We start from the raw sequence: 21,973 nt of genomic DNA, 5'->3' as shown, positions 1-21,973 counted from the left end.
TTACAAACCCTGGACGAGGAGGTAAAAAATGAGCACAGAAGAACGGTATGACATTGTTATTGTCGGTGGAGGGCCTAACGGGACCACCACAGCGGCATACCTGGCCAAGTGCGGGCTGAGCGTCTGCGTGCTGGAGGAAAGGTACGAGGCGGGCGGGTCGTGTGAGACCGTCGAGCCCATACCCGGCGTGCGTATCTATCCCCATGCGCAACTGATGTATGCCGCGCCGGCCCCGGGCTTCGAGCAGCTGGGGCTACATAAATATGGCTTCCGCATGTCGTGGAGCCCGATAGACCTGCAGAATTCTATGGGCCGCATTGGACAGCCCACCCGCGAAGGGCTGGTTGCGCCAACTCCAGAGGACATTATGGGCTTCGGCAAGATTGCCGGACTGCTCGGCAGTCCCCCGTTCATGAAGGACCTGATGCGGGCCACCTTCTGGTGCCCGCCGCACCCCCCTGAAGTAGATGTCACGGATGAGAACGTGCCCTACATGCAGGTCTACAAGCAGCACCAGCCAGACATGTGGACACCGGAGCTGCGGGACATGACCATGTTCGACCTCATGGACGAGCATATGGAGACCGAGCCCCTCAAGGTTACGCTGGCGTTTGCCGCCTGGGGGTCGGGGGCTGCCGGTCACTGGGAGGGGGTGGCGGTCCCCGCCTTCCTCGCTGTCGTTCTGCTACTGCTTACCGGCAAGTTGAGCTATCCTCGCGGCGGCCTGCACGGCTATTTCCACGCCATCATGCGCTGTGCTATCGACCACGGCGCAGTGATTCGCACCTGCTGCCCGGTGGACGAGATCATCGTCCGCAACGGGCGGGCAGTGGGCGTGCGCCTCAGGGACAACGCCGCAGTGGCGGAGAAGACCATCTGGGCCGACAAGGCGGTGATCGCCGCCTGTGAGGTCAAGCAGACCTTCCAGAAGCTCATCGGGCCGCAGCATCTGGATCGGGCCTTCCTGCAGAAGATCAATGATATCAGCATAAAGGGGGGCAGCCTCTTCGTGTCCACCTTCTTTACCCGCAAGCCCATCAAGTGGCGTGCCAAGTTCAAAGCGATGGAAGAAGTTGCAATTGGTCCTAACAATGTCCCCTTCGGCACAACTTATCCCGCAGATTCGCGGGAGATCTACCTTGAGAATGTGGCGGATGTGGACAGCTATAAAGGCAACCCGACGTTGCCGCCGGAGAGGCTGATGTGGCTATTGTGCCCCTCCCAGGCCTTCGACCCCACCGATTGCCAGCACCACCACCCCAAGGGATATGTATCGGCGCCCTTCATGCAAGGTCTCACCCCGCCACAGCATCATGTGGATGGGCCAGAGGCCCTGGACAAGATCAAGGATGAGATAAACGCCTACGTGCGCCAGGCCTACAGCCAGGCGCTGGAAGGCATGGATGACGACAACATCATCCACCACTGGTCGTCAACCCCGCGTGAAATGGAGCTTCGCAACACCGGCCTCATCGGGGGCACCTGGTGCGGCCGCCGCCACTGCGAGGACCAGCTGTGGACCAACAGCCCAATACCCGAGATGGCGCGCTACCGCACCCCCATCGACGGGCTGTATAATTGCCACCAGACCTCGGGGCACCCCGGAGGGCTGTGCCTGATGGCCATCCCCTATAACCTGATGCACATCCTCATCGAGGACGGGGTCGCCGAGCCCGGCGACTGGTGGTACCCGTCGCCGTGGTACGTACCGGAGAAGGGGAAGATATCGGCGGTACCCCGCGAGGGAAGGGTGTCAGCCTAGTAAAGAAGCTCTAAAGAATAGAAACGACCGCTAGCCGGAAGCGCCCCTCATCAGGGTAAAGGCTGCCAGGATCGATATGACCACGGCGCAAGCTCCAGCAGGGGGAAATACACTACTGGAGATCGTGGTAGGGCCATGAAAGGATATCGCACGCCGTCCTGGTTTCGGATGAAGCGGGTGCTGGGCAAGAAGCAGGCCCGGGACACGAAGCCCAGGCCTGCGAAAGCGAAGAGAAGGCGGCAGAGTTGAAGGAGGTCAATGTGGCAACAAGCGATGTCTATACCGAGTTGATGGCGAGGCTGAACTACCCCCAGTCGGAGCGTTTTCGTCGCGTATTGCAGAAGCTGGTGACCCCCGAGGAGGGGCGACTGCTGCTCGAGCTGCCAGCGGAGCCCGCGGAGCTGGCCCAAAAATCGGGGCTGGACGAAGAGGCGGTGCAGCGCAAACTACAGGAGTTTATGGAGCGGGGGCTGGCCATCCGCACCAGCAAAGGGGTTTGCTTCGCCCGCGATATGACCCAGCTGCACGATTCCAACCTATCGAGCGCGGAGAAATGGATCGATACCGAGCTTCTTGACCTGTGGAAGGAGTTTCGGGATGGCGAGTGGCTCCAGACCATGTCCGGTGGTTTGGGAGACTCGTATGTGCAGTTCATCAAGGTGCTTCCTGCCTTGAAGGCCATGGAGCGCAGCCCGGACCTCGGTAAGCTTCTGCCCGAGGAGAACATCAGGGAGTTGCTCAAAGGGGCAGACTCGATCGCGGTGGTGTCCTGCACCTGCCGCAGGTCGATAAGGGAGTGCGATCTCCCGCTTGACGTCTGCCTGCAACTTAACCGGGGAGCGGAATACGCCATAAACAGGGGCGCCGGCCGCAGGATCTCTACGCAAGAGGCTGTCGCCATCGCCGATGAGGCTGAGGAAGCAGGCCTGATTCACACGTGGCCCTTTGGCAACTCCGGGCGGCTCACCGCAATATGCAATTGCTGTCGGGACTGCTGTGATATCTTCGCTATCGGCATCAGGGTCGGTACTATAGAACAGATACTGGAGAAGAGCCGTTTTCGCGCCGAGGTGGATCAGGATCTATGTACCGGCTGCCAGGACTGTGTGGAGCGGTGCTTCTTCGAGGCCATAGAAATGAAGGATTCTCCCCCGTCCAAGAAGCTCAAGGCCACGATCGATGAGGGTAAGTGCTTTGGCTGCGGCCTGTGTGCCGTCGTCTGCGAGCCTGAGGCGATAACCATGAAGTTGGTGTAGACCTAGGTACTGGGCGTGCCCCACAGCGCGGGTAAGCGACTTCCTCGCCGATTCGGTTTAGAGTTCAACGGGATGCGCTGCCCTTACCGGGTCCTCCCATGTTCTCACTTCGGCTTGACCCTTGCCGGTCAATCTGTAGAACACACGCTTCTCCAGAAAATCGTAAATGGCAGGCTCCTTTCTATCGGTGCGCTCTATAAGCCCCAACAATTTAAACCAGTGAAAATACTTGGCGAAGCTTGAGTAGTTCGGCCTCTCTAGGGGCTTTTCCTCCATATAAATCCGTTTTTTGTTTAAGCGCTCTATTTCCCGGCTTAGACCATAATAAACGTCTGCAGCACACGCCTCACCCTGCTTTTCAAAATACTGTTTTGTTAAAGGGTGTTCCCCTTGTGTGGTAATGGACGATATTCTTTTTATAATAAATTCCACATATCTAATTATTCCCCACGGACGTGTGATGGCTTATGGCCGATACAGATACCGTATTCGCCTGTAGGTGTCAAGTCGCTGGCTACCTCATATTAAACCAAAGTCCATAATGTGCAATTTAATTACAAAAAGAGACCGGATATCTAACTAGATATCCGGTTTTATATTGGGTAGGATAACCTATATTGATATCCCGTTCCTAAATTGCTATGATATCCTCGATCCCAAATCGCTATGAGGAGGTGCCAAAATTAGTGTAAGAAATGGAGATCATTCCCCCAGCTTTCCCCAACAAGAGGAGTCCCTGCTTAGTCACCCGAATTTCGTAGCTAAATCGCGATCCGCTAGCTTTGAGCCTAGAGGGCTTGATTGGAAGGCAGGGACTCTACCAGCTGAGTTACTCCCGCATTTTCATAGCTATTTTAGCCCCAACAATCAGCTATGTCAAAGAGGGAGTGTGCGGTGGCCAGGACGTACCCTAGCGCAGTGGATGTTTATGAGGTCAGTTGCCAAACCTTCTAGGGTGATCATGGAAAATCTCACGAGATCGTGAACTCGCCTCTATCTTGTATTCAGGCTATCCTCTTTCCCGGTATCGGCACCTGTGAGAGATAGACCTCGTCAACCTTTATTACCCCTATCTGCTTGATGTAGAAATATACCTTGCCCTTGAGCAGTGGTGATTCCTTAGAAAGCGCTTGAGCCATGTCGTAGAGAAAACCGGAGCTTTGAAAACCCTCGAAGGTTCCCTTTATCTGATAGGATGACCAGGGGGCTTTATAGACCGTTGCCGCAACCCTCCTTGTGCTAATCAGGTTCTTCTTAGTTTTATTCATCATCAGGTCTGCGAATATCAGGGTATCCTCACTTGCTGCCGATAGCGAGGCGATAAGGGCACAGTTAGGCTTTCCCTCATCATCAATGGTGGCCAGGAACTTGACCGCATCTGGGTCGTTTATAAGGTCCATAACCTGCTTTGGCATCTTAGCCATGAGGTCACCTCCTTTTTATCAGCCGCTACTTTGACCCTACTCTGGCCTGTAATCCAAATGATTCTACGAGCCGTTTAAGCTCTTGCATATATTCGTCAGTGGGAGGTTGAGTGCCTTCAAATTCATAATTGCGGTCCAGTTTTTTGTATTTTGGCTCTCCGAGCCGGTGGAAGGGCAGCAGGTCGACCGTGGTCACGCTCCCCAAGATGCTCACAAATTTCGTTATATCTCTGATATTTTTCTCCCCATCCGTATATCCCGGGATCACAGGCACCCTGATGATCATAGGAATCCCTTTACCAGATATCCTTCTCGCGTTCTCCAGGATCAACTTATTGGAAACCTCGCTGCAATCTGCATGTTTGGCAGGGTCTAACTGTTTTATATCGTAGAGCACCAGATCGACATGCTTCAGGACTTCCTCCATAGTCTTCCACTTTACCTGGCCACTTGTATCCAACGCCGTATGTATGCCCTTTTCATGGCATTTCATTAGAAACTCCACCAGAAATCCAGGTTGCGCCGTTGGTTCACCACCACCCACCGTAACACCACCACCTGAACTTCGATAGAACAATATATCCCTCTCAACCTCTGAAAGTGCTTCCTCAGAGGTCATATACCTTCCGATAAGCTCCCTGGCCCCGGTGGGGCATACCTCGGCGCACTTCCCACAGTTCTGGCACCTTCCCCTGTCTGTCCGTGGTCCATCCGCAGTAAAGGTGATCGCACCCTGAGGGCATGCATCCACACAGCCTTTACACCCGATACACCTGCTACCGTTAAATGCAATCTGGGGGTAAGACTCCTGTCCCTCAGGATTGTGGCACCATAGGCATCTCAAAGGGCATCCCTTCATAAAGACCGTGGTTCTGATCCCCGGCCCGTCCTCTGTTGAATACCTCTGAACGCTGAATATGAGGCCCTTTTCCTCCTGTGCTTGGCGATTCACCTTTCCCTTCTCACAGCTTGTGTTCTATTCTAGCTATAATCTCATCCTGCAATGAACGACTCAGGCCCACGAAGTAGGCGTTATATCCAGTGACCCTCACCAGCAGGTTGCGATAGCTCTCCGGGTTTCTCTGAGCATCCTGCAGGGTTTCCGCATCTATGACGTTGAACTGAAGAGAGGTGCCGCCAAGCTCATCATATGTCATCAGCAGAGCGGCGAATTTATCCAGTTGTTCATCGGTCTCCAGCGCAGTGGGATTAATGGTAATTACATGGGAGGCTCCGGATGGGAGGAGGTCAAAACCCAATCTTGCCACCGATTTCATGGCAGCGGTTGGCCCTTTAACATCGCAGCCCTGGGATGGCGAGGCTCCATTTGATAGTGGCTCGCCTGCCCTCCTTCCATTTGGCGTTGCTGCGGTGAAGGCTCCGTCATGTATGAAATGATTCCAGGAAAGGTATCCTGCCCTGAACCTCTTTCCAGTTGGGGTTACATACTGGCTCACCTCCCCACACCAGAAGCGGAATATCTCCCTGGCAATAGAATCAACATAATCTTCATCGTTTCCAAATTTGGGCGCCCTAGTTATCAATATCTGGCGTACATCCTCCTTTCCCTCGAAATTGGTGCGCAGAGCCTCTAGTAGCTCCGCCATGGTTAACCTCTTATCCTCAAAAATGATCCTCTTTATCGCCGCCAGGGAATCTGCGGCTGTGGCTATTCCCACCCCATTGAAGGTTGTGAAGTTATAGATCGCCCCACCATCCCTTATATCCCTTCCCTTCTCTGTACACCCATCTACGACAGCGGATAGGAATGGACAGGGCACGTATTTGCCCCTCAGGGCATCGCAGGCCGATGTTATCTCGGTGACGTGCTTTATCGTCGAGCTGAGCTGCCGTTTATATGCCTGCATCACCTGCTCGAAGCTTTCAAACTCCAAGGGGTCTCCGGTCCCCACCCCCAGCCACTCCCCGGTACGCCAGTCCTTGCCTTCGTCCAGGGCCAGCTCCAAACTCTTAGCAACGTTGAAATGCACATCCACCGTGCCCGAGGTATCCTTGCCCTGGGCCGTGTTTTCCAGACAACCGACCACGCCATAATCAACGGCATCCTCATAAGACATACCCTCCCCCTCCAGGGCCTCAATTACCACGCTATCGAAGTTAAGTATCATGGGGGAGCCCTGAGTGTCGCGGATCATCTGGCAAACCCTGATTAGTAGCTCATTCGGCGTCCCAGAATGAATCCTCAGGTTTAGCTTGGGCTCCAGCATGTTCAACTCCTGGAATGAATCCAGAACGAGATAGGTCAAATCGTTTGTCAAATCCTCGCCGTTGGGTCCCTTACCACCAAGGGTGATCAACTGGCCAAACCCTGCGTTTCGGCCATGGGGCCCTCCAGTCGTCTGGTAATCATAGGCATAGTTGTGCTTTATGGAGAAGCACTGAAAAAGCTCCTTCATCTCATCTCTGCTCAGCCGCCCCTCTTCTAAATCCCTTTTATAGAAAGGATACAGGTACTGGTCGAGTCTGCCGTAGGAGATGCCGGGTCCAGGGTATGACTCAGCGATCATCTCAACCATGTGGGAAAACCAGGTAGCCTGTAGAGCCTCGTGGAATGTCCTAGCCGGATTATATGGCACCCAGTCACAGACCTCAGCGATCTTTAGAAGTTCCTTATTTCTTCCAGTTTTGGTCTCAGCACCGGCCAGCCTCCTCGCCTCCTCGGCATAGCGATGGCTGAACTCGCCTGTTGCATCGCAGCAGATGATTATCGCCCGTAGGACTTCCCTCTTCGTTTCGGATGCGGTCATCTCAAGATGCCTCTCCGTCTCCTCTTTTATTCCCTTGAAGCCCTCTTGCAACACCTTGACATGGTTCTGGATGATATGGCCGGGGGTTATGCCGCCGCATGAAAGGCCCAGGCTGAGTATCCTCTCCGACCTATCGATGAGCTCAGCCTCGATTCTTATGAATTCCTCGGTCTCCCCATCGGTGAGGCAGGTTGATTGGGAGGCACAGAACTGACCTCCAACGATTAGCTCGTCTTCGAGTATGTCAACTGGTAGCTCCTGGAGTACCCTCTGAAAGAAGAGCGCCTTTCTAATGATCAAAGGTTGATCCCAGAAGTCAGGTGGTAGGTCCAACTTGATCGCCATCGCTGCCAGTCCATCCCTGTTTGCCCACAGCACGCCTCCTAGCATATCAGGCACCGAAATGAAATCGAGGATCTGATAGACCACATCGTTGGGTATACCTGTGGTGAATGACATTACGTTATTCTGGAATTCGCGCTCTTCATCCCGAAAATAGTATTCCCTGAGTCGTCTTATCCTCGGTGATAGCATATCTGATACTTCCCAGAGCTTTTGCTCAGCCATACTCTTCATTCCTCCCTTGTCGCCCGCCTCTCTTATTGCCATGGGGCTCATTTGGTGAAGCATTACTAACTAAGAAATCAACCACCGAGAACCTTGTAACCTCCCTATTCCAATAAGAATATATCCTATAGTAACTCCGAGAATATTTGCCTGCAACTGCATCCGGACATCATTGGCAGATCCTTAAGCAGCAACCCTCAGCTTTTCCATTCCCATCCCGGTATATACAGCCATTTTCTCAATGAAATCCAATTCACCCAGGTTAAGTTGAACTTGTATGTGATCAGTTTGAAAAACGCTAAACCCCCCACTATCATCAACTGCTATCGATGGTAAGTATATCATACCGATCCTGGTGCGGTTAACATGTCGTTTTACCCCGAGGAGAACATTTACGGTTATATAGTTCATAAGAATGTGTAACACGTAGCCGATAGTCGAACCGAACTTGTGCCAATTGTGGGAAGGTCTTTACAGAGTCGATAGTCCCAAACATGATAATCCACAGTATTAACAAGTGTTATCTTCCAGCTTTTAATCACGCAGGAGGTTATTATAGTATGAAGTACATTCGCATTTACGCAGACCTAGCAGGGAGTCGCATTTCAGAGATGTAGAAGTCGAATTTCAAGAGACCGACTTCGCTCCGCCGGCTATGCCTTTGAATGTTTCATCGTCTATCTCGGCCACTAAGTGTGGTTTTATTACTGCCCCGCCTGGGTGGTATGGAGACTTGCATCCGGCACCGCAGCGACAATTCCTGTTTTAACTTGCGGGCCAGGCCGAAGTCGGAGTTGGCGATGGTGAGGTGCGAACCATTGGGCCGGGTGACATCGTGCTCGTGGAGGACACAACTGGCAAGGGCCACGTCAGCCGGGTTGTGGGTTCGGCCGAGGTTCTGAACGCGGTTGTGAGATTATCTGGCTAAGGATCTCGCCAAAAATGGCAACCATTTCAAAATAGCGCTTGGTTAGAGCAAATAAGTTGATCTCAGTTACCGCACTATTTTTACATACATCCAGTTAGTTAGTGTATGAGCCCTTTAGATTGAACATTTCATCAGAAAGCGGGCTCTATACTATTTAGTGTGAAAAGGTGTGTCGAAATCGCATTTTAGACCCTCTGTAGATACAAAACAATGAATCCTTAACTTCTGATCAGGGTGTCACGAATTCGGATCACCGACGGCTCACCAAGCCCACTCAGATGCGGAATTAGAGGATTCATGAAGGGGAGAGTTCCCCATGATTATTCCCAAATTAAAGCTTCGAAATTTTTTCTTCTCGCGACTCTCTGACTAGTTGAGATGTTCTCATCACTTGAGGCTTATAAAGTGGTGAGAGACAAGAACAGAGGGTGGTAGGAGTTGCTAGCGCTCCTCGATAACTATTTCAAAGGGGTAGCTTATCGCTCCGGTAGGGCACACGTCTTCGCATTGAGCACACCATCGGTTGCAGTGAATGCACCTTTCTTTTCGTATTATAGTTACAATGTTATTAACCAGTACTATGACTCCACATTTGCATACACTTATACACAAACCACATCCGTTACACTTTTCTAAGTCGATTACCGGCATTTTAACCACTCTATCGGCCTCTCTCTGTAGTAATCCTATCACCAGAGCCGCCTTGCGGAATGCGACTTTTATCATATAAATATGCTGTTATTATGTCTTATGCTGTTACTAGGTCTTTAAAAAGCTTCCTTACCGTCGCTACCATAAGAACTTCCCCAATGCCAATCATCCCAGCCGTAAGTTGGCTGAGTAATCAGGTTCGGAGGGACTTAGCCACGCAAAGGAAACCTCCAAGACTATTGACAATTTTCATACTTTATGATATAGTTTACTATGTTGATTTTTTTAGTTAACTATAGAGGTAGATACAATGAAGATTTCTACTAAGGGGCGATATGGAACCAGGGCTCTCTTAGACGTCGCCCTTCATCAAAATGAAAGCCCGGTGCAATTAAAAGTTATTGCCCAAAGACAGCAGATTTCCCTCCATTACCTGGAGCACATAATTGCTCCTCTTATAGCGGTGGGAATGCTACGGAGCACTCGGGGAGTACACGGTGGGGTCTCACTGGGTAAGCCGCCACAAGAGATAGTATTAAGTGAAGTCATCAAAGTATTGGAAGGTTCAATCGCTCCAGTAGAATGTGTCGATGATCCTAGTGTATGTTCCCGTGCCAATATCTGTGCAGTTCGTGATATCTGGGCAGAGACGAAAAAAGCAATGGCAGAGGTCTTAGAATCAACAACCTTGCGAGATTTGGTTGAGCGGCAAGGGGAAAAGCAGAAGATCGAATCCGCAATGTATTACATATAATTTGTAGTTGCAATAATGGGGGTACTTCGAATGTCAAAGATAGCCAGTGATATCACCCAATTAATCGGGAATACACCGCTAGTCAGATTGAACAAGGTGACCCAGGGACTTAATTCAGAAGTTGTGGCAAAGCTGGAGTCGTTTAATCCCTGTGGCAGCGTGAAGGATAGGATCGGTGTCTCCATGATAGAGGCTGCCGAAAAGGCGGGGTTGATCAAAGGAGACACTGTGATCATCGAGCCTACCAGTGGAAACACGGGTATCGCTCTTGCCTTTGTCTGCGCTGCCAGGGGCTACCGATTGCTTCTCACCATGCCCGATACCATGTCCCTGGAGCGCAGGCAGCTTCTGGCAGCTTTCGGGGCAGAGCTGATACTAACCCCGGGAGCCGAGGGAATGCCCGGGGCAATTAGAAGGGCTGAGGAACTGGTGGCCAATAATCGCAACTATTTTATGCCCCAACAGTTTAAAAACCCGGCCAACCCTCAGACCCATCGCGAAACTACCGCTGAGGAGATCTGGGAGGATACCGATGGCAGGGTGGATATCCTGGTTTCCGGTATCGGGACGGGGGGGACCATTACCGGGGTTGCCGAGGTAATCAAGGGGAGGAAGCCGGAGTTTCAAGCTATTGCCGTAGAGCCGAAGGACTCGCCGGTCCTCTCCGGTGGCAAACCTGGCCCCCACAAGATTCAGGGCATTGGTGCCGGATTTATACCTGAAGTACTGAGAAGGGATCTGGTCGATGAGATCATCCAGGTTACCAATGAAGATGCCGGGATAATGGCTCGAAGACTGGTTAGGGAAGAGGGGATCTTAGCTGGCATATCCTCGGGTGCTGCAACGTGGGTTGCGCTTGAGGTGGCCAGGAGGCCGGAAAACGAAAGCAAGCTTATCGTGGTTGTTCTGCCCGACACCGGTGAGCGCTATTTGACTACCTGGCTTTTCCAAGATAATACTCGGTCGATACCGAATATATAGAGCATGGTTAGAATAAAAGGGGAAACCAGCTTGTTTAGAACCATAAAGGAAGATATACAGACAGTTACTGCCAAGGATCCAGCAGCCAGAAACTGGGTAGAAATCATCTTCTGCTATCCTGGAGTGCATGCTTTATGGCTTCATCGCCTGAGCCATTTCGTATGGAACCATAATCTTAAATTTCTCGGACGCCTGCTCTCCTACTTTAATCGCTTTCTAACGGGGATAGAGATCCATCCTGGCGCCAGGATCGGCAGACGATTCTTCATTGATCACGGATCAGGGGTGGTAATCGGGGAGACGGCAGAGATCGGGGATAATGTCCTGCTCTATCAGGGGGTTGTCCTGGGTGGGACTAGCCTGGAAAAGGGGAAACGCCATCCAACCATCGGTGACAATGTGGTTATCGGTGCCTCAGCTATATTACTCGGTCCCATCGCTGTGGGGGATGGGGCTCGTGTTGGTGCCAATTCCGTGGTGGTAGACTCTGTACCCCCAGGGGCTACCGTGGTGGGCGTTCCGGGGCGAATAGTAGGAGATCGTAAAAAGCCGATCATGGATTTGGAACACGGCAGACTGCCGGATCCCGTTAACGATACAATCAGGCTCATCCTAGAGAACCAAATGAGCTTAGAGGAGCGCCTAAGAAGGATAGAGGGCTTAAGAGACCTTGAACCTGTAGCAGTTGGGGTGGACTTAGAAAATGATAGGCTGAAAATCGAGGAGGTATATAGCGATGGAGGGAGAACATAGACACTCATTCTAGCAGGTGATCTGCATGAAGCTACTTTAAGACTAGCTAAGTGTAATTCCAAATCAAGCTGCAAAGGAGGGAAGGCATGTCTATTGTAACAAAATATCTCTGGATAGTGGTGTTAGGTCTGAGCGTCGCCGCCTTCGCCTTGGGCGTAATGTTCATTGTCCAGGGCGTCACTAAAGCCGATTGGATGGCGGACGCCATGCGGATAGAGCAGGTGACTCTCGGCCTTGATGAGACCGCGGTGGCGAACGGTGAGTTAGTCGATTCGGCTGCGGAAGCCCAAGCTGCCGGCGACACTATAAGGGAGCACCGGCGAGGAATAGCCTCGAGCTACGACGAGCTGCTGGGTGGGGGTGGCTTTAACTCAACAAACCCTAAGCATTTGAGCTATGCCCAGGCATTAAACATGGAGAACTACCTGTACCTTGCCGTTCTGGGCTTTGGTGTCACCCAAATGCTGATCGGCATTGGTGTGTTTATGCTTGTCACGGCGGCTGCCCTTGGCGGAACTGGACTGGCGCTGCGTCGCAGGATATAGTAAGCACTGTTTCGCTAACGGACTGTCTATCTGCTGGTCTTGGTTAGCCCGGTGTTCTTACATTCTCTGGAGTTGACTTCCTTCTGGGGAGGTTTAAGCTAGATACTGGAGGAAAATGAGATGAGATTTGAGACATTGGCCATCCATTCCGGGAGGGAGCCAGACCCTATAACCGGTGCCCTGGCTACACCGATCTACCAGACATCGACCTTTGTATTCAAGGATGTGGGGGTAACAAGGGGCTATGACTACTCCCGAACAGCAAATCCCACCAGGAAGGCACTGGAGAATTGTATTGCTGAACTTGAGGGAGGGAAGGCTGGCTTCGCTTTTGCCACCGGGATGGCTGCGGAGACAACTGTCATGCACCTTCTCAAGGCAGGCGATCACGTGATTTCAGGGGATGATATCTATGGGGGCACTTATAGACTCTTTGACGAGGTAATGAAGGACTTTGGGCTGGAGTTCACCTTCTTAAGAATGGACGATGGGGAAAGGATCGAGGATGCGATAAGGCCCAATACCAGGATGATATGGATAGAAACCCCCTCCAACCCACTACTGAACATCGTTGATATTGAGATGGTGGTTGACATTGCCAGAAGACATAATCTGATGACGGCGGCGGATAATACCTTTCTCACCCCCTATTTCCTGAGACCCATCGAGTACGGCGTCGATCTAGTGGTTCATTCCACGACCAAGTACCTTAACGGGCACTGCGATGTTGTTGGTGGGGCGGTGGTAACCACCACCGATGAATTAACCGATAGGGTTCAGTTTCTTCTTAATGCGCTGGGAACCTGCGCCTCCCCATTCGATTGTTGGCTGGTGCTGAGGGGAATCAAGACCCTTCCGGTGAGGATGATGCGGCATGAGGAGAATGCGGCTCAGGTTGCAGCTTATCTTGAAAAACAACCCAAGGTGAAGAAGGTCTTTTATCCCGGGCTTAAATCACACCCTGGGCATGAGATTGCCGTGAGGCAGATGGAGGGATTTGGCAGCGTGGTCTCTTTTGAAATTGAGGGTGGGATTGAGGCTGCCAATTCATTTCTGAGAAGCGTCACCATCTTCTCCCTGGCAGAGTCCCTTGGCGGTGTCGACTCCCTCGTGGAGCACCCGGCGACCATGAGCCATGCCTCGATGCCAGAAAAGGTGAGAAGGGGCGTAGGGATTACAGATAGTCTAATCAGGCTATCTGTGGGCTTAGAAAACGTTGATGATTTAATTGAGGATTTAGCGCAGGCATTGGAATCCTAGATAGAGGTTTAAAATAAGGAGCGAAGATAAGTGTCCTATGTTAGAGCGTTAAGTTGCCGAAAGTGCGGGCGGGAGTATCCAGCGGAGCCTATCAATTTGTGTGATTTCTGCTTCAGCCCGCTGGAGGTAATCTATGATTACAAGTCCATGTCTAAGACTGTGAGCCGGAAGAGGCTGTCAAGCGGGCCGGTGGGCATGTGGCGCTATAGTGACCTACTGCCGGTGGAAAGCGAGGTGGTGGATATCGGCACCGGCTTTACCCCTCTGGTCAAAGCCGATAACCTGGGGCGGGAGTTGGGACTGGAGCAGCTCTACATCAAGAATGATTGCCTGAATCCGACATACTCTTTCAAGGATCGGGTGGTCTCGGTGGCGATCACCAAGGCGCGGGAGTTCGGATTTGACACTGTAGCCTGCGCCTCAACAGGCAACCTCGCCGCTAGCGTGGCTGCTCATGCCGCTCAGGCAAATATGAAGTCCTATGTTTTCGTTCCCTCTGATGTGGAGCAGGGCAAGCTGGTGGGAATAGCAATCTATAACCCGGTTTTGATAGCGGTTGACGGGAGCTATGACGATGTCAACCGCCTATGCACCAAGGTGGCGGAGAGATATAACTGGGGTTTCATCAATATCAACCTCCGCCCCTACTACGCTGAGGGAAGTAAGACACTAGCGTATGAGGTGGCAGAGCAGTTGGGATGGCGTGCCCCGCAGTGCGTGGTGGCTCCATCCGCTTCGGGTCTCCTCTTTACCAGGATATGGAAGGGCTTGGATGAACTATCTATGCTGGGCTTAATCGAACCGGTTAATACTCATATGTACCTCACACAGGCTGCTGGCTGCTCACCCATTGTCAATGCCTTTGAAGCAGGCTCTCTTCATGTACACCCGGTAAAGCCAAATACCATCGCTAAGTCCATAGCTATTGGAAACCCCGCTGATGGCTATTATGCTTTGAGGGTTGCCAGACAGTCAGGGGGTGCCGCCTGTGCTGTCACCGATGAGGAACTTGTCGCTGGGATGAAGCTCCTGGCTCAAACCGAAGGTATCTTTGCCGAGACTGCGGGCGGCGTGGTGGTGGCAGGGCTGAAGAAGCTTGCGGCTTCAGGGACGATCAAGAAAGACGAGCTAACAGTAGCTTTTATAACCGGCGCCGGACTCAAAACTCAGGAAGTGGTATCAGACGCTGTTAAGCCCCTCATCATCCAGCCCGCCCTCGAGTCCTTTGAGGAGGTACTCGGTGAACGGGTTACAGTTTGAGCCCATTAAATTTTAACCTGTTCTACGGAATATGGAATAGGAGGATAATATGGCAAAGAGACGAGTAATGTTTACCTTTCCCCAGGAGTTGATCGGTGAACCTATTATCTACAACCTTGGTGTTCAGTTCAAGGTGATGACCAATATCCGCCGCGCCGATGTATCCGAGGATAAGGGCTGGGTAGTACTAGAACTGGAGGGGGAAGAAAAAGACATCGAGCAGGGGATCGCCTGGGTGACTGCCAAGGGGGTGAGGGTCGACCCTGTCACCGGCGACGTAGTGGAGGGCTGAACACGCTGACCGATAGCGATCTGGTCAGATATGAACGGCAGATACTATACCCAGGCTTCGGTGAGGAGGGGTAAAGGTGAGACGATGGAATTTACCTTTGTCGATCTAATCAGGAGTCCTAACTGTAGCGTATGCGGCAGAAGCAGGTTATAAAGGCTGATATTAGCGCTTCTGCGATACTAAAAGCAAGGGAGAAGTAAAAATGAGCGTCAAGGTGAAGATTCCTTCCATACTACGCCAATTCACCAGTGGATAAGAGGTGATGGAGGTAAAAGCGAATGATGCCTTGGAGTGCCTTACAAACCTGACAGCTCAATTCCCGTCCTTGAGGCGATGGCTCTATAACAAGCAGGGGGAGGTGGCCACTCACGTTCATATTTTTATCAATGGAAAGCAGGCTTCCGTCGATGAATTATTAAACGATGGCGATGAACTCTTAATCTTGCTTGCAGTTTCTGGAGGATAATACGTGAGAAGGATTTACCTCGATTACGCTGCTACAACGCCCACGCACCCTGAGGTGGTTGAGGCGATGCTGGCCTATCTCAGCGATGTCTTTGGCAATCCCTCCAGCATCCATTCCTTTGGCCAGGAGGCAAAGGCGGTTGTGGAGGAGTCAAGGGATAAAATCGCTGCCCTTGTGGGCGCCAGAAGCGAAGAGATTGTATTCACCAGCGGGGGGACGGAGGCGGACAATTTCGCTATAAAAGGGATCGCCTATGCCAATGAGGGCAAAGGCAACCACATCATCACCACCACCATCGAGCACCCCGCTGTCATGGAGACCTGCAAGTTCCTCCAGAAGCGCGGGTTTGAAGTAACCTACCTTCCCGTAGATAGCTATGGCCTGGTGGATCCCCAGGATGTTAAAAAGGCGATCAGCGATAAGACCATCCTGATCTCGGTGATGCATGCCAACAATGAGGTAGGGACCATAGAGCCGATAGCGGAGATCGGTAAGATCGCTCGGGAGAAAGGGATATATTTTCATACCGACGCGGTGCAAGCAGTGGGGCATATCCCGGTAAAGGTGGATGAGCTGGGCATCGATCTGCTGGCGATGTCGGCCCACAAACTCTACGGGCCCACAGGAGTGGGAGCGCTATACATCAGAAAGGGCGCCAAGCTCATCCCCTTCATGCATGGCGGGGAGCAAGAGCGAAGGCGTCGGGCGGGCACCGAGAACGTCCCCGCGATTGTTGGCTTTGGCAAGGCGGCGGAGATAGCGCAGGGGGAGATTGAAACCGAAGCGAAACGCCTGATTTACCTTCGTGACAAACTGATAAAAGGTCTTGTGGAGCAGATAGAGCACATCCGTCTTAACGGCCATCCCACACAGAGGCTGCCCAATAATGTCAATGTGAGCATTGAGTTTGTGGAGGGGGAATCGATGCTGCTCAATCTGGATCTTGAAGGGATCGCTGCCTCCACCGGCTCTGCCTGCAGTTCCAGCAGCCTTGAGCCCTCCTACGTGCTTCTGGCGATGGGGCTCTCCCATGAGCTGGCCCATGGCTCGCTCCGGTTTAGCCTGGGTCGGGAGACAACTGAAGAGGATATCGCCCGCGTCCTCGAGGTATTACCGAGAATTATTACCAAGCTGCGCGCTATGTCCCCAATGTTAAAGAGCGGCATATAGGTGAGTTATGTACAGCGAGCAGGTGATGGAGCACTTCATGAATCCCAGGAACGTAGGGGAAATAGACAACCCTGACGGTATAGGGCATGTGGGGAACCCGGTGTGCGGCGATATCATGGAGCTATACATCAAGGTAGAGGATGGTACCATCGTAGATGCCAAATTTAAAACCTTTGGCTGTGGTGCGGCCATTGCCACCAGCAGCATGGTCACCGAACTGGTGAAGGGGAAGAGCGTGGAGGAAGCGCTTAAAATATCAAATCGGGCGGTGGCCGAGGCCCTGGGTGGGCTGCCACCGATTAAGATGCACTGCTCTGTCCTTGCCGAGGAAGCGCTTAAATCCGCCATAGATGATTATCTAAATAAATCGAAAGGAGGTGAAGGTGAGCGAACTCCCTGAGATCGGCAAGATCTCACCCGAAATCTTCAGTGAGTTGATATTCCCACGCCTGGGTGCCAAGAGCGAATGCGTTCTCATAGGACCCCAGCACGGTGTAGACGTCGGCATCGTGGAGATTGGAGACAAGGCGGTGGCGCTGACCACTGACCCGGTATTTATCGTCCCCGAATATGGGTGGGAGCGGGCTGCCTGGTTTGCCATTCATATTCTAGCTTCAGATGCGGTGACCAGTGGACTGAAACCATGCTTCATGGCCATAGACCTAAACCTCCCCATGGAGATGACCAAAGGAGAGTTGGATATAGTCTGGGATACGATGCATAGAGAGTGCGAGAAGTTGGGTATCTCCATCGTTTGCGGTCATACCGCCCGATACGAAAACTGCCATTACCCCATGGTGGGTGGAGCCACGGTGCTCAGCGTGGGTGAAAAGGATGAATACGTTACCCCCAAGATGGCGAAGGCCGGAGACAAGATAATAGTCACCAAGGGGCCAGCCATCGAGGCAACGGGTATCTTCGCTACCATGTTTCCCAAGCTAATAGAAAAGGAATTCGGGGCTGGCTTCAGCCAACGGGCACAGGAGATATTTTACAAGATGTCGGTAGTGGAGGACGCAATGACCGCAGTGAGCGTAGGGGTGAGGGATGCTGGGGTCACCGCGATGCACGATGCTACCGAGTGTGGCATATGGGGTGGTCTATACGAGATCGCTCAAGCAGCGGATTTAGGGGCGAGAGTGGTGAGGGAAAAGATCGTGGTCGAGGAGTGTGTAAGGGAGGTATGCCAGTATTTTGACCTCGACCCTTATGCTGCCATCAGCGAGGGGACATTGATCATCACCTGTCGTGAGTACAAGGCTCAGGAAGTGGTCAAGGAGCTAACACGAAAAGGGATCGCCGCATCTATTGTTGGGGAACTGATAGATCAGGGTCATGGCATGATCCTGGTGGAAGAGGGAAAGGAGAGGAGGCTGGAGCACCCCAGGGTAGACCCCTTCTGGAACGCCTTCTATAGCGCTCTTGAAAGACATGCCAGTGTGGAGAGGTAAGCAAAGGAGGCGGACTGTGAGTACAGAACAGGAAATCCTGAAATCCAGCCGAGTTATTGCTGTGGTCGGGCTTTCTCCAAATCATGATCGCCCCAGCTATCGGGTAGCGAGTTACTTGAAAGAGCACGGGTATAGGATAATCCCAGTGAACCCTCAGCATAAGGAGATACTGGGAGAGCCTAGTTACGCTGACCTCGGCTCAATCCCCCAACCAGTGGACGTGGTAGACGTCTTCCGTCGCTCTGAAGAGGTTCCGGACATTGTGGAGGAGGCGATAAAAATAGGGGCCAAGGCGGTGTGGCTGCAGGAGGGAGTGATAAATGAGAGGGCCGCGACCCGAGCTAAAGAGGCCGGGCTCCTGGTAGTTATGGATAAGTGTATGTTTAAGGAGCACCAAAAATGGGGAGGTCAAAATGAAAGTAGTAGCCATTAATTCCAGCTTACGTAAAGGGGGCCTGGGAGGATAAGAATGCTGAACCATTTGATCGAAGGAATGCGTGAGGCTGGCGCCGCGGTCTTATATGAAGCTTCTAGCCAAGTTGAATTGTTGATACCGACAACAGTGTGACAAATAATAATAGAACCAAATACTTATGGAGGTGGAAAGATGAAGCGTATTGTCCCAATATCAATCCTAAGCGTGTTACTATTGGTAGCACTGGGGTTGACTGCCTGCGACGATAGTGAGCCCTCGACTGGCGAGCCACGGATACACTTCGACCAAGAAACTGTCGACTTGGGAGTAATACCCCCGGGTGTTGCAGTAGACTATAGTTTCAATTTTACAAATGTGGGCGATGCACGGCTTATCATAGATGATGTAAAGATAAAGACTCTGGAAGGATGCTGACCGGGCCCACCTAAAGTTGTAGGTCCTACAACATTGCAACCCGGTGATGAAAGCACTGTGCGAGTGACAGTGCCTACAGTGCAAGAAATGAAGGTGGCTGGCCCGCATCTGTTCAAGATTACGGTGAAATCAAACGATCCCGTTGAACCAGAAAAGATCCTCTATCTCAGCTCTTACTTTGAACCGGCGGAATGAGATTAACTGGGTGGTGAAGATGTGTCTAGAATAATTGCCGTTTGTACAAGCAAGGAGAAGGGCACCAGGAAGAAAGAACAAAACAAAGGAGTCCTCCAGGAGGATTATGGGCTCGTTGGTGATGCCCACGCCGATTGCTGTACTCATCGCCAGGTAAGCCTATTGGCCCAGGAGAGCATCGACAAGATGCGAGCGCTCGGTCTCACCGTAGGTCCTGGTGATTTCGCTGAAAACCTTACCACCGAGGGAATTGATCTGGTATCTTTGACCATAGGTACCAGAATATCAATAGGGAAAGAAATTACATTGGAAATTACGCAGATTGGCAAGGAGTGCCATAATCCGTGCGCGATCTACCGGCAGGCAGGTGTATGTGTTATGCCAACGGAGGGGATATTCGCCAGGGTGATTCACGGCGGCGTGGCAAGGATTGGAGACCCTATAGAGGTAGATATAGTAGGATCATGGAAGAGCTAAGGGAGTTCAGTATACTGCGTATTACTGAGGATGGTAAGCGCGAGGTCGAGGACGTGGTCGCCAGGGAATTTCCCCTTACAATTATTTTAAACAACCAGGAACTGGTAACCCTGTTATGCACCCCGAAAGACCTGAAGTATCTGGCTGTTGGTTTTCTGTCCTCTGAGGGTTTGATACAACATAAGGGAGACATCAGGAAAATTGTCCTCGATGATCGCAGGGGCGTGGTGCGTGTGGAAACTGAAGGGGATATGGGAGGGGCCACGGAGCTTATATTCAAGCGGCTTATCACCTCCGGTTGCGGCAGCGGGGCCTCTTTTTATCGCGCTGCCGATACAACAAATCAGGCGAAGGTGAAGTCTGAGATGAGCATATCAGCTAGTGAGGTATTTGCCCTGGCAAAAGAGTTTCAGCAGAGCTCCCAGATTTATAGAGCAACGCACGGGGTTCATAGCGCTGCCCTGTGTGATACAAAGAACATCCTGATCTTCGCCGAGGACATAGGAAGGCACAATGCCATCGACAAAATCTTCGGCAGGTGCATTCTGGAAGATATGCCCACAGATGACCGGATGATAATATCTAGCGGCAGGATTTCCTCAGAGGTAGTACTGAAGATAGCGAGAAGGAATATCCCCATAGTCATTTCCAAATCTACGCCTACAGACCTGGCAGTTGATCTGGCTGCCCGTCTAGGTGTGACTCTTATCGGCTTTGTCAGGGGAAAGAAAATGAATGTCTACACCGAGGGCTGGAGGGTGATCGGTGATAAGTAGTTTAGATAGCGATGCCAGTCTACTAGAGGAAATTCTGCGCCTGAAGAAGGAAAGAAATTCCATTATTCTCGCCCATAACTATCAACTGGGCGAAATCCAGGACATCGCGGACTTCGTGGGCGATTCCCTGGAATTGAGCCAGAAGGCGGCCCAGACAGGTGCTGCGGTGATCGTATTCTGCGGGGTTCTTTTCATGGCGGAGACAGCATCCATCCTCTGCCCCGATAAAAAAGTCCTGCTGCCGGATATTCATGCCGGCTGCCCTATGGCCGATATGATTACCGCCGAAGGGCTGCGACAGAAAAAGAAAGAGCACCCGGGGGCTACGGTTGTCTGCTACGTCAACTCCACCGCTGAGGTCAAGGCGGAATCGGATGTCTGCTGCACCTCTGCCAACGCAGTCAGGATCGTCGAGAGGTTGCCCGAGAAGAAAGAGATTCTATTTATACCCGATCAATATCTGGGTCATTATATCTCCACCAGGACGGGGAGGGAGATGATCCTCTGGCCTGGCTTTTGTCCTACCCATACTCGGATAAAGTCGCAGGACATCATCAGGCTAAAGCAGGAGCATCCCCGGGCTAAGGTGGTGGTGCACCCTGAATGCAGGCCGGAGGTGATCACCCTTGCCGATGAGGTCCTGAGCACCGGGGGCATATGTAGATTTGCACGTAACACTACGGCCGCAGAGGTGATTGTGGGGACTGAAATTGGAATACTACATCGACTGCGAAAGGAAAACCCGGATAAGAGATTTATCCCCGCCTCCGAGCAGGCGGTCTGCCCCCGAATGAAGCTCATCACCCTGGAGAACGTTCTCTGGTCCCTTGAGGAGATGGCACCTGAGGTTAAGGTTCCGGAGGAAGTTCGCCTCATAGCAAAGGCCGCCGTGGATAAGATGCTGGAGGTATCATGAAAGGGGTCTCATTGTACTTGTAAAGAAGACGCTGGAAGGGTCCCAAGATATTTTCCTCGAGAAGGGATTGGACTAGCGGTAGCGCAGGACGCAAGAGTTGCTGGAAAGGGTGCAGAGCTAGTAAGAGGTGGGGTGGTTCGTACATCACAAAGACATCACAACCATATCACAGAAATCTTGAAATCTTAAGAAAGAGTGCAATAAATAGGTTTCAGAGAGCTTGAAAAGTGATACCCAGACTGGCCTGAGGAATTAGCGGTTGTCAGGTTCAAAACTGGGCTCCAGAGCCGAAAAGCGTTACCCAATCTTTTAATCAGGGTGTCCGGGGTTCAAATCCACCACCGCTCGCGACCACACAAGAGTCCAGAATGTTCAACCAACAAACTGCTGTATTTCGCTTCAAAAGAGAGGCCAAGATGTCCCTGCCCGTTCTCTTGGCCGCTTTCTAATAGACAAATGCAAAAGTCTTGG

The 21,973-nt window shown here is 51.9% G+C and carries 24 protein-coding genes; 18 read left to right on the top strand and 6 right to left on the bottom strand.

Annotated elements, in window-relative coordinates:
- The first annotated feature begins 28 nt into the window (after positions 1 to 28).
- Positions 29 to 1,762 (top strand): NAD(P)/FAD-dependent oxidoreductase, encoded by a 1,734-nt coding sequence (locus VMX96_10150; protein HUU64260.1) that lies wholly within the window; start codon positions 29 to 31, stop codon positions 1,760 to 1,762.
- A 260-nt stretch (positions 1,763 to 2,022) separates the two neighbouring features.
- On the top strand, positions 2,023 to 3,018 hold the full coding sequence (locus VMX96_10145) for a 4Fe-4S binding protein (protein ID HUU64259.1): 996 nt from the start codon (positions 2,023 to 2,025) through the stop codon (positions 3,016 to 3,018).
- A gap of 57 nt (positions 3,019 to 3,075) precedes the next feature.
- Here VMX96_10145 and VMX96_10140 read toward each other — a convergent pair whose 3' ends face one another.
- From VMX96_10140 to VMX96_10115, 6 genes are all read right to left on the bottom strand, one after another.
- Positions 3,076 to 3,294, bottom strand: a complete 219-nt coding sequence (locus VMX96_10140; protein HUU64258.1) for a hypothetical protein — start codon at positions 3,292 to 3,294, stop codon at positions 3,076 to 3,078.
- Positions 3,295 to 4,022: 728 nt separating this feature from the next.
- A complete protein-coding gene (locus VMX96_10135; protein ID HUU64257.1) occupies positions 4,023 to 4,442 on the bottom strand; it encodes a pyridoxamine 5'-phosphate oxidase family protein in 420 nt (139 codons plus the stop codon).
- A 25-nt stretch (positions 4,443 to 4,467) separates the two neighbouring features.
- On the bottom strand, positions 4,468 to 5,394 hold the full coding sequence (locus VMX96_10130; protein HUU64256.1) for a glycyl-radical enzyme activating protein: 927 nt from the start codon (positions 5,392 to 5,394) through the stop codon (positions 4,468 to 4,470).
- A 10-nt stretch (positions 5,395 to 5,404) separates the two neighbouring features.
- Positions 5,405 to 7,819: a pyruvate formate lyase family protein gene (locus VMX96_10125; protein ID HUU64255.1), complete on the bottom strand. Its 2,415-nt coding sequence runs from the start codon at positions 7,817 to 7,819 to the stop codon at positions 5,405 to 5,407.
- A 141-nt stretch (positions 7,820 to 7,960) separates the two neighbouring features.
- On the bottom strand, positions 7,961 to 8,188 hold the full coding sequence (locus VMX96_10120; protein ID HUU64254.1) for a hypothetical protein: 228 nt from the start codon (positions 8,186 to 8,188) through the stop codon (positions 7,961 to 7,963).
- A 958-nt stretch (positions 8,189 to 9,146) separates the two neighbouring features.
- Positions 9,147 to 9,431: a 4Fe-4S binding protein gene (locus VMX96_10115; protein HUU64253.1), complete on the bottom strand. Its 285-nt coding sequence runs from the start codon at positions 9,429 to 9,431 to the stop codon at positions 9,147 to 9,149.
- Between the two features lie 235 nt (positions 9,432 to 9,666).
- Between VMX96_10115 and VMX96_10110 the strand changes: the two genes are divergently transcribed.
- The 16 genes from VMX96_10110 to nadA all read left to right on the top strand — a co-directional run bounded on the left by VMX96_10110 (position 9,667) and on the right by nadA (position 21,502).
- A complete protein-coding gene (locus VMX96_10110; GenBank protein ID HUU64252.1) occupies positions 9,667 to 10,110 on the top strand; it encodes an Rrf2 family transcriptional regulator in 444 nt (147 codons plus the stop codon).
- A 30-nt stretch (positions 10,111 to 10,140) separates the two neighbouring features.
- The gene (gene cysK, locus VMX96_10105) at positions 10,141 to 11,091 is read left to right on the top strand and encodes a cysteine synthase A (GenBank protein ID HUU64251.1); all 951 of its coding nucleotides are present in this window, start codon (positions 10,141 to 10,143) and stop codon (positions 11,089 to 11,091) included.
- 30 nt (positions 11,092 to 11,121) lie between these two features.
- Entirely contained in the window at positions 11,122 to 11,844 is a 723-nt protein-coding gene (cysE, locus tag VMX96_10100; GenBank protein ID HUU64250.1) for a serine O-acetyltransferase, read from the top strand.
- 86 nt (positions 11,845 to 11,930) lie between these two features.
- Positions 11,931 to 12,389, top strand: coding sequence for a hypothetical protein (locus VMX96_10095; GenBank protein HUU64249.1), 459 nt, complete (start codon positions 11,931 to 11,933; stop codon positions 12,387 to 12,389).
- Between the two features lie 120 nt (positions 12,390 to 12,509).
- Positions 12,510 to 13,649: a PLP-dependent aspartate aminotransferase family protein gene (locus VMX96_10090; protein ID HUU64248.1), complete on the top strand. Its 1,140-nt coding sequence runs from the start codon at positions 12,510 to 12,512 to the stop codon at positions 13,647 to 13,649.
- Between the two features lie 30 nt (positions 13,650 to 13,679).
- Positions 13,680 to 14,909: a threonine synthase gene (locus VMX96_10085; GenBank protein ID HUU64247.1), complete on the top strand. Its 1,230-nt coding sequence runs from the start codon at positions 13,680 to 13,682 to the stop codon at positions 14,907 to 14,909.
- A gap of 49 nt (positions 14,910 to 14,958) precedes the next feature.
- Positions 14,959 to 15,201 (top strand): NIL domain-containing protein, encoded by a 243-nt coding sequence (locus VMX96_10080; GenBank protein ID HUU64246.1) that lies wholly within the window; start codon positions 14,959 to 14,961, stop codon positions 15,199 to 15,201.
- Positions 15,202 to 15,463: 262 nt separating this feature from the next.
- The gene (locus VMX96_10075) at positions 15,464 to 15,667 is read left to right on the top strand and encodes a MoaD/ThiS family protein (GenBank protein ID HUU64245.1); all 204 of its coding nucleotides are present in this window, start codon (positions 15,464 to 15,466) and stop codon (positions 15,665 to 15,667) included.
- Positions 15,668 to 15,670: 3 nt separating this feature from the next.
- Entirely contained in the window at positions 15,671 to 16,837 is a 1,167-nt protein-coding gene (gene nifS / locus VMX96_10070) for a cysteine desulfurase NifS (protein HUU64244.1), read from the top strand.
- A 7-nt stretch (positions 16,838 to 16,844) separates the two neighbouring features.
- Positions 16,845 to 17,237 (top strand): Fe-S cluster assembly scaffold protein NifU, encoded by a 393-nt coding sequence (gene nifU, locus VMX96_10065; GenBank protein ID HUU64243.1) that lies wholly within the window; start codon positions 16,845 to 16,847, stop codon positions 17,235 to 17,237.
- Positions 17,221 to 18,288, top strand: a complete 1,068-nt coding sequence (locus VMX96_10060; GenBank protein ID HUU64242.1) for an AIR synthase family protein — start codon at positions 17,221 to 17,223, stop codon at positions 18,286 to 18,288. Before nifU ends, VMX96_10060 begins: the two co-directional genes overlap by 17 nt.
- On the top strand, positions 18,269 to 18,721 hold the full coding sequence (locus VMX96_10055; protein ID HUU64241.1) for a CoA-binding protein: 453 nt from the start codon (positions 18,269 to 18,271) through the stop codon (positions 18,719 to 18,721). The genes VMX96_10060 and VMX96_10055 overlap by 20 nt, the downstream gene beginning before the upstream one ends.
- 174 nt (positions 18,722 to 18,895) lie before the next feature.
- Positions 18,896 to 19,138: a DUF1573 domain-containing protein gene (locus VMX96_10050; protein ID HUU64240.1), complete on the top strand. Its 243-nt coding sequence runs from the start codon at positions 18,896 to 18,898 to the stop codon at positions 19,136 to 19,138.
- A gap of 216 nt (positions 19,139 to 19,354) precedes the next feature.
- Entirely contained in the window at positions 19,355 to 19,810 is a 456-nt protein-coding gene (locus VMX96_10045) for an MOSC domain-containing protein (GenBank protein ID HUU64239.1), read from the top strand.
- The gene (gene fdhD, locus VMX96_10040) at positions 19,798 to 20,586 is read left to right on the top strand and encodes a formate dehydrogenase accessory sulfurtransferase FdhD (GenBank protein HUU64238.1); all 789 of its coding nucleotides are present in this window, start codon (positions 19,798 to 19,800) and stop codon (positions 20,584 to 20,586) included. Before VMX96_10045 ends, fdhD begins: the two co-directional genes overlap by 13 nt.
- Complete coding sequence (gene nadA, locus VMX96_10035) at positions 20,579 to 21,502, top strand: quinolinate synthase NadA (GenBank protein HUU64237.1); 924 nt, start codon at positions 20,579 to 20,581, stop codon at positions 21,500 to 21,502. The genes fdhD and nadA overlap by 8 nt, the downstream gene beginning before the upstream one ends.
- The last annotated feature ends 471 nt before the right edge of the window (positions 21,503 to 21,973 follow it).

The organism is Dehalococcoidia bacterium (assembly GCA_035528575.1).
Lineage (GTDB): Bacteria > Chloroflexota > Dehalococcoidia > E44-bin15 > E44-bin15 > DATKYK01.
The sequence above is the reverse complement of the archived record's forward strand: the minus strand, read 5'-3'. Positions and strand labels throughout refer to the sequence as shown.